This window comes from Brachybacterium sp. (assembly GCF_052095815.1).
GTDB lineage: Bacteria > Actinomycetota > Actinomycetes > Actinomycetales > Dermabacteraceae > Brachybacterium.
This window is the reverse complement of the sequence record NZ_JBQDLF010000012.1, coordinates 67,492-75,410: the sequence shown is the minus strand read 5'-3', so window position 1 is coordinate 75,410 and position 7,919 is coordinate 67,492. Positions and strand designations below refer to the sequence as shown.

Sequence of the window (7,919 nt, the reverse complement as noted above, 5' to 3'; positions counted from 1 at the left end):
CCCCCCGGGCCCGCCCCCCCCCCGGATCCCCGCGCCCCCCGCCTAATCACCCCGGCTAACCGGTAGTATCCCGCCCACCAACCCCCCCCTAGCTGGCTCGGAATCGACCGGGATCGTGCTGTACAAAGTCCCGGTGGGCCGATGGTCGGCCCATGCCACCACTCGCACGGAGCGTGAGGGTTCAGCCCGCGATGTCTCCTGCGCCCTCGGTACCCTCGAACGCCGCCAGGGCCACCCGCAGCTGCGCGCTCTCGAGCCCGGCCGCGCTCACGGTGATCCGGAGTTCCCCCTCTGCGCCTCCCTCACTGGCCTCGCCGCGCACGATGGCCAGCGCCTTGCCGCTGAAGGCCCTGCGCTCCGGCGAGGGGAAGGCGTTCAGGTCGGTGGGGTCACCGTTGTCGGTGGCCACCAAGCTGCCGGGCCCGGCCACCGCGAAGTGCAGCAGATGGTCCGCCGTGGGGACCTCGATCCCGTCGGCGTCGAGCACCCGCGCGGTGAGGAAGGCCAGGTCACGACCGTCGGCAGCGATGTGGTCGCGGTCCGCTGCGAGGGCGAGTCGGGCGGGGGCGCCGGCAGTGCGCACGACGTCGACGGCCCACGGCGCACCGTCGCGGTAGGTCTGCACCCGCACCTCTCCCGGTGCATAGACCACCTCGTCCCAGCGCAGCCGGAACTGACCGGGCTGCATGGCGCGCCGGCCCTGGGAGACCCCGTTCACGAACAGCTCGGCCTCATCTCCTGAGGTGAACACGTGCACCGGAGTCACCTCGCCCTCGCGGCCGGGCCAGGTCCAGTGCGGCAGCAAGTGGGCAGTGGGCACCTCGGGCCGCCAGTGCGCGCGGTAGAGCCAGAACCGGTCCTTGGGGAACCCGGCCAGGTCCACGATGCCCGTGTAGGAGCTGCGGGCGCTGTAGTACGGGGTCGGCTCGCCCAGGTAGTCGAAGCCGGTCCACACGAACTCACCGGCCACGAACGGGTAGTGCTCGAGGGAGGCGAAGACCTTCTCCGCGGTGGAGCCGAAGTCCACCGCGTGGAGCTCGTAGGCGCTGACCATGCAGGTCGCGTCGTCCGCGCCGGCACCGTCCCGTGCCGGGTTGCTCTGCCCGTCCGCGACGGGGAACAGGTAGGTGCCGCGGGTGGACAGCGCGGAGGAGGTCTCGCTGCCCATGATCGGCGTGTCGGGGAAGGCCTCGCGGAACCGGCCGTACTGGGGTGGGGTGCGGATCCGATCGGTGCCCTCGAACACCGGCTCCTGCCGGATGCCCTCGCCCTGATAGTTGATGCCGATGACGTCGACCTCGGCGGGCAGGGGCATGTGCGGCTTCGCGTAGTTCATGGCCGTGGTGGTCAGGCGGCTGGGATCCTCCTCGTGGGCGATCTCGACCAGTCGCCGTGCGACCAGGGCGCCCTCCTGGTCCGTGTACTGCTCGCCGACCTCGTTGCCGATCCCCCACAGGATCACGGAGGGGTGGTGGCGGTCGCGCCGGATCATCGCCCGCAGATCCGCCTCGTGCCAGTCCTCGAAGATCAGGTGGAAGTCCAGATCGGTCTTGCGCGCGTACCAGGAGTCGAACACCTCGTCGAGCACCAGGATGCCCATCCGGTCGGTGAGATCCAGCAGCTCCGGCGCAGGCGGATTATGGGCCGTGCGCAGCGCATTCGCCCCCATCTCCTGCAGGATCTCGAGCTGGCGCTCAGCGGCGCGCTCGTGGAACGCCGCGCCAAGAGCGCCGAGGTCGTGGTGGTTGTTCACCCCCTGGATCCGGATCTTCTCGCCGTTCACGAGCAGGCCCTCGTCGGCGTCGAACTCGATCCGGCGCACGCCGAAGGGCGTCTCGACCTGGTCCAGGATCTCCTCGCCCCGGCGCAGCGTGGTGACCGCGAGATAGCGATGGGGATGCTGGGTGGGCGGCGGGACCCAGAGGGAGGGCGCGTCGATCCGGGCCGACGCGGCGGTTCTCGCCGCAGCTCCGGGCCCGACGGCGACGGTGACCGGCTCGATCCGGGCGACGGGGGCGACGGGGGCGCCGCGCTCGACGAGGGCTCGTTGTCCGACGGGGACGCAGTGCTCGACAGGGTCGCCATCCGCGGCGGGGGCATCGTGTTCGGCGGGTGAACCGGGGATCTCGAAGATTTCCGTGGTGACCTGCACGGTGACCGGATCCGACCCGGTGTTCTCGAGGGCCACCTCGATCTCCACGACAGCGGACTCGGCGCCCACCTCGGGGGTGGTGATCGTCGTGCCCCAGTGCGCGACGGCGACCGGGGAGGTCTTGACCAGCCAGACATTGCGGTAGAGCCCTCCGCCCGGGTACCAGCGGGCCGAGCGGGGCGGGTTGTCCAGGCGGATCGCGAGCAGGTTCCGTCCGCCCGGGACGAGGTGAGGGGTGAGGTCCAGGCGCCAGCTGTTGTATCCGTAGGGCCAGCCGCCCACGAGGGAGCCGTTCAGCCACACCGACGTATAGGACATCGCCCCGTCGATGTCCAGGTGGATCGAGCGGCCCGCGTCCTCCACCGGGATCTCGAGCTCGCGGCGGTACCAGCCCACGCCCCAGCTCTCCAGGCGCCCCATGCCGCCGTGAGGGCCGTCGACGAGGAAGGGCCCGGCGATCGCCCAGTCGTGGGGCACGGCGACCCGCTGCCAGTCGCTGTCGTCCAGTGCCGGGTCTGCGGCGTCAGGGCCACGGGCGGCTGCTGGTCCGGTCGCTGCGTATGCCGCGCGGGATCGTGGAGGAAGGCGTTCGCGCAGGGCAGGATCCATGGCCGCAGACCGGTCTTCGCGGCGTCGTGGCGCACCTGCTCGGGGCGGGCATCGGCGTCCTTGCCGTCCTGCGCCTCACCGAGCTCAGGCCACGGCACGTAGTCGAGGGCACGGTCCACCTGGTCCGGCGCCACCCGGCGGAACCGCCAACCGGTCTCCGGGTGGAGTCGTTCACGGGGCGTGGGCGTCATGGGGATCGCTCTCCGGCAGCTCGCGGGCGTGGTCGACGCCCGTCCTCGGGCGCACGGTTTCGAAGTCTATCGGGCGGTATTCCCGAAATCTTTCTCCGTACACATGGTGGATCGACTCGCCGACCGCATCATCACCGCAGACGTAGTCGGACCCCGTGAGCTGCTGGAGCTGCTCCGAGCTGCCGCTGCTCGTCGCCGTGATCGAGGAGCACTTCTCGTCCGGGGAAGAACGCGATCGACAGGTACCTTCCCGCCCTCTTCGGCGACGCCTATGGTGGCAGGACCGACCCTTCAGGAGGCCACCATGTCCCACACCGCTGACCGTGCCACGACGCTCGCCGCACTGCATGACTCCGGCGAGGTGCTGGTCCTTCCCACCGTCTGGGACGTCTGGAGCGCCCGGGTCGCCGTGCAGGCGGGGTTCCGCGCACTCACCGTGGGCAGCCACCCGGTGGCGGATTCCCTCGGCAGCGCCGACGGCGAGAACATGGACTTCGCCGACTACCTCGCGGTGGTCGCGCGGATCACCGGGGACGTCGAGGTGCCCGTCAGCGCGGACGTCGAATCCGGCTACGGCCTGGACCCGGAGGAGCTGATCGAGCGTCTGCTCGAGGCCGGCGCCGCAGGAGCGAACATCGAGGACGTAGTCCACGGGGAGGGGAAGCGGGTCCGCGATCGGCAGGAGCACGCCGACTACATCGCCGCAGCCCGCAGTGCGGCCGACGCCGCCGGGGTGCCGTTCGTGCTCAACGGACGCACCGATGCGGTCAAGCTCGGCACGGACGTCTTTCCGGACCCGCTGGCGGAAGCTGTCGAGCGCATCCAGCTGATGGAGGGTGCCGGTGCCCGCGCCGTGTACCCCGTCGGGCTGACCACCGCGGAGCAGGTCACCGCACTCGTCGGCGCGGTCTCGGTGCCGGTCAACGTGACCGCCCAGCCGGTGACGGGCCACGGTGCCGGCACGCTGTCCGCCCTGACCGAGCTCGGCGCACGCCGCATCACCTTCGGGCCGCTGTGGCAGAAGTGGCTCGCCGAGGTCTCGGCGGGGCAGCTGGCCGAGTGGGTCGCCTCGGAGTGAGCGGAGCCAGCACCTGGCGCCCCGCGGGACCTCATGCAGGACGTGCGCAAAGCCCTCACCCTCGGAGAAGTGACGTTGCCGCCGTGCTCACCAGGCCCCGGACTGATCCAGCTTTCCGGCACCCCGGCCGACGGTATTGCTCGGCTCGGCACCAGCCGGGACCTCGTGCCAGACCACGCCCGCAAGACCGTGCGGAGGCAGCTGGACCAGCCGAGCTGACGCCACGAGAGCCCGCACCATAAACGGCCCTCCGTGAACCGGTCTCACCGTTGTGCTGCGCAATGCCGAGCTCAGTCGGACAGCGCTCTGCCGATGAGTGCGCCGAAACCTCCAGCGAGGACGTGAGCATCATGCAGAGGGAGCCACCAGCACGTCCAAGTGACCGGCCCGCCGCCGCTCGACGGGTCACGCTCAGCTCCGGACCACCTCTCCTCCGCTGGATACTCGTCCACCTCGACTCTGAAGTAGTGACGCACAGCGCGCTCATCACGCATCGGACGGAGGTCATACTCCTGCGACCCGAGAAAGCGAACCCCAGCCGCGTGGAGCCCTGTTTCCTCGGTGAGCTCCCGCCGCACCGCAGCCTCCAACGTCTCGCCACGCTTCACCGAGCCCGCCGGGACCTGCACACCCGTGACTGTCAGAGGCAGCTCATCGTGGGTGAACACGAGGAGCTTCTCCGCTCGGATGACATAACAGACAACCTTCTGTGTAACGCGGCTCATCCGCGCAGATTACAGCCGTACCACAGGCAGTCGTTTCCAACTCCGAGCATCGTCTCGGCACTCGTCGTCGGCCTTGATCTTCCGCGAGCGGTCGATTCCGAGCCACAAACTGGGCTGACCTGGCTCGGAATCGACCGGCGTCACCGGCCCGGGCGACGCGGGCGAAGACGTGCCGGGGCTCAGCTGTCGATCGCGGCCACGTCGGCTGCCGCTGCGTCGAGCGCGGCCACGTCGATCTCGACCTCTGCGCCCTCGCGGAGGTACAGCGGCAGGGTCATGAACCCGTGCTGCTGGCGCAGCCAGCGCCCGCCGGTCTCGACGGTGCCGTCGAACACGGAGGTCCAGCGACCCTCGGGCAGGTAGAACTCGACCTCCCCGTCGAGCGAGAACACCGGCGCGACCAGCAGCGAGTCGCCCAGCATGTACTGGGTGTCGATGGCGTGGCAGGTGCGGTCCTCCGGGAATTCGAGCACCATCGGGCGCAGGATCGGGGTGCCCTGCTCATGCGCCTGCAGCGCCATCTGCTGCAGGTAGGGCACCAGCTGCTGCTTCAGCAGTGTGAAGCGCCGGGCCACCTCCACCGCCTCGTCGTCGAAGGCCCACGGCACCCGGTAGGAGCTCGAGCCGTGCAGGCGCGAGTGGGAGGAGAGCAGGCCGAAGGCGAGCCAGCGCTTGAACACCGTCGGATCCGGGGCCCCTTCGAAGCCGCCGATGTCGTGGCTCCAGTAGCCGAAGCCGGACAGCGCCAGGGACAGGCCGCCGCGCAGGGTCTCCCCCATCGAGGGCAGCGAGGAGTCGTTGTCTCCGCCCCAGTGGGCCGGGAACTGCTGGCCACCGGCGGTCGCGGAGCGGGCGAAGACGATCGCCTCGCCCTCGCCCTGGCGCTCCACCAGTAGGTCGAACACGGTGCGGTTGAACAGATGCGTGTAGTAGTTGTGCATCTTCTCCGGGTCGGAGCCGTCGTGCCAGGCGATGTCCCGCACCGGGATCCGCTCGCCGAAGTCGGTCTTGAAGCAGTCCACGCCGATGTCCAGCAGCCCCTCGAGCTTGCCGCGGTACCAGGCGACCGCGGCGGGGTTGGTGAAGTCCACGAGCGCCATCCCGGCCTGCCAGAGGTCGGTCTGCCAGAGGTTCCCGTCGGTGGTGCGCACGAGGTAGCCGTGCTCGAGGCCCTCGTCGAACAGCACCGACTTCTGGGCGATGTAGGGGTTGATCCACACGCACACCTTCAGGCCCCGGTCATGGAGCCGACGGATCAGACCCTCGGGGTCGGGGAAGGTCGCCGGGTCCCACACGAAGTCGGTCCAGGTGAAGCCGCGCATCCAGAAGCAGTCGAAGTGGAACACGGACAGCGGGATGCCGCGCTCCTCCATCCCGTCGATGAACGACATGACCGTGGCCTCGTCGTAGTCGGTGGTGAAGGAGGTGGACAGCCACAGCCCGTAGGACCATTCGGGCACCAGCGGCGGCCGACCGGTCAGTGCGGTGTAGCGGCGCAGCACGTCCTTGGGGGTGGGACCGTCGATCAGCAGGTAGCTCAGGGACTGGCCCTCGACGGAGAACTGCACGCGGGTGGTCATCTCGGAGGCGACCTCGAAGGAGACCCCGCCGGTGTCCTCGACGAACACGCCGTAGCCGCGGGAGGTCAGGTACAGCGGGACGTTCTTGTAGGCCTGCTCGGAGGTGGTGCCGCCGTCCTCGTTCCAGATGTCGACGCTCTGGCCGTTCTTCACGAAGGCGCCGAACCGCTCGCCGAGCCCGTAAACGCTCTCCCCCGGCTGCAGGCTGAGCTGCTCGTGCATGTGGTGGCGCCCGTCCGGTGCGACCACGTGGGCGAGGGAGCGACGCATCGAGCTGGTGAGCGCGCGGCCGCCGGAGCTGAAGTCCGCCTGCCACTGCTCACCGACGCCGATGGTGAGGGTGAGGTCGCCCGCGCGGAGCGTGGTCCGCCCGTCGGCCGCGGACTCGACGGTGCCGCGGTAGCTGGGATCCGCAGCGATCTCGAAGCGGGGCAGCGGGGTGGCCACCCCGCGATGGTTCTCCACGCGCACCCGGATCACGCCGTCGGCGACGGCCTCATAGGTGACGGTGAGCTGGGGGTTGTTCAGGGTGTCGCCGCGGCGCCGGACGGGCTGGACGGGAGCGAAGGCGCGGAGGCGTCCGGCCTCGTCGTCGATCTGGAGGTCGTGGACCTGGCTGCCACGCTCGACCGTGTAGCCCTCTCGGTCCATCCAGTATCCGTTGGTGAAGCGCATGGTCAGCGCTCCTTTCTGCTCAGAAATCGGGGTAGTGGGGCGTCATTTGACTGCGCCGGCGGTGACGCCGCGGGTGAGGGTGCGCTGGAAGATGAGGAAGAAGATGAACGTCGGCAGCAGCGACAGCAGCGCACCTGCGTTCAAGGTGGGGACGTCGAGCATGCGGTCACCCTGGAGCGAGGACAGCGCGATCGGGATCGTCTGGTTGTCGTTGCTGGTGAGCATCACCAGCGGGATGAAGAACTCGTTCCAGGTCCAGATGAAGAAGAAGATCATCAGCACGGACATGGTGGGGCGCACCACGGGGTAGACGATCCGCCACAGGATCTGCCAGCGGGTGGCGCCGTCGAGCTGCGCCGCCTCCAGCAGTGCCGGCGGGAAGGTGCCCAGCACGGAGGAGAGCAGATAGGTGCCGAACGCGGATTGGACGACCGTGAAGATGATGACGATCGACCACGGGTTGTCGGTGAGTCCGACCTGCCGCGCCATGTTGAACAGGGGGTAGATCAGCACCTCCTGCGGGAGCATGTTCGCCATCAGGAACAGGGCCACCAGCCAGAGCCGGCCCTTCACCCTGCCCACCCCGATCGCGTAGGCGTTCAGCAGGGACAGCAGCACCGCGAGCACGGCGACCAGGGTCGAGGTCCAGAGCGAGTTCCAGAGCTTGATCGGGAAGTTCACGCGCTCCCAGAACGCGATGATCCCGTCGAGGTAGATCTCCCGCGGCAGCGACAGCGGCCCGCCGGCGGAGTAGTCCGCGGGTGACTTGAAAGCGTTGAGGATCATGAGCACAAAGGGGGCCACCATGAGCAGCCCCACCAGGAGCGCTCCGGCCAGCACCAGCCAGCGGGTCAGGCCCCGCTGGTGGCGGTTGCGCCGACGCCCGACGGACGCGCCACCTGACGAGCC

At 69.4% G+C, this 7,919-nt stretch carries 5 protein-coding genes; 1 reads left to right on the top strand and 4 read right to left on the bottom strand.

The genetic code is table 11. The features are described 5' to 3' along the window. Positions 1-181: 181 nt before the first annotated feature. On the bottom strand, positions 182-2,761 hold the full coding sequence (gene galB, locus ACTH43_RS07315) for a beta-galactosidase GalB (protein ID WP_441444264.1): 2,580 nt from the start codon (positions 2,759-2,761) through the stop codon (positions 182-184). A 495-nt stretch (positions 2,762-3,256) separates the two neighbouring features. On the opposite strand from galB, the gene ACTH43_RS07310 reads away from it, so the two are divergent. Next, positions 3,257-4,030, top strand: a complete 774-nt coding sequence (locus ACTH43_RS07310) for an isocitrate lyase/PEP mutase family protein (protein ID WP_441444263.1) — start codon at positions 3,257-3,259, stop codon at positions 4,028-4,030. 290 nt (positions 4,031-4,320) lie between these two features. On the opposite strand, the gene ACTH43_RS07305 is transcribed toward ACTH43_RS07310, so the two are convergent. The 3 genes from ACTH43_RS07305 to ACTH43_RS07295 all read right to left on the bottom strand — a co-directional run. Continuing rightward, positions 4,321-4,755, bottom strand: a complete 435-nt coding sequence (locus ACTH43_RS07305; protein WP_345076085.1) for an NUDIX hydrolase — start codon at positions 4,753-4,755, stop codon at positions 4,321-4,323. A gap of 179 nt (positions 4,756-4,934) precedes the next feature. After that, positions 4,935-7,010, bottom strand: a complete 2,076-nt coding sequence (gene yicI / locus ACTH43_RS07300) for an alpha-xylosidase (protein WP_441444262.1) — start codon at positions 7,008-7,010, stop codon at positions 4,935-4,937. A gap of 42 nt (positions 7,011-7,052) precedes the next feature. Further along, on the bottom strand, positions 7,053-7,919 hold an 867-nt coding region (locus ACTH43_RS07295; RefSeq protein ID WP_441444261.1), incomplete at its 5' end, for a carbohydrate ABC transporter permease.

What these genes read in the sequence shown, in the direction of transcription:
- galB (WP_441444264.1), bottom strand. Translation starts at nt 2,761, where the DNA reads ATGGATCCTGCCCTGCGCGAACGCCTTCCTCCACGATCCCGCGCGGCA.
- ACTH43_RS07310 (WP_441444263.1), top strand. Translation starts at nt 3,257, where the DNA reads ATGTCCCACACCGCTGACCGTGCCACGACGCTCGCCGCACTGCATGAC.
- ACTH43_RS07305 (WP_345076085.1), bottom strand. Translation starts at nt 4,755, where the DNA reads ATGAGCCGCGTTACACAGAAGGTTGTCTGTTATGTCATCCGAGCGGAG.
- yicI (WP_441444262.1), bottom strand. Translation starts at nt 7,010, where the DNA reads ATGCGCTTCACCAACGGATACTGGATGGACCGAGAGGGCTACACGGTC.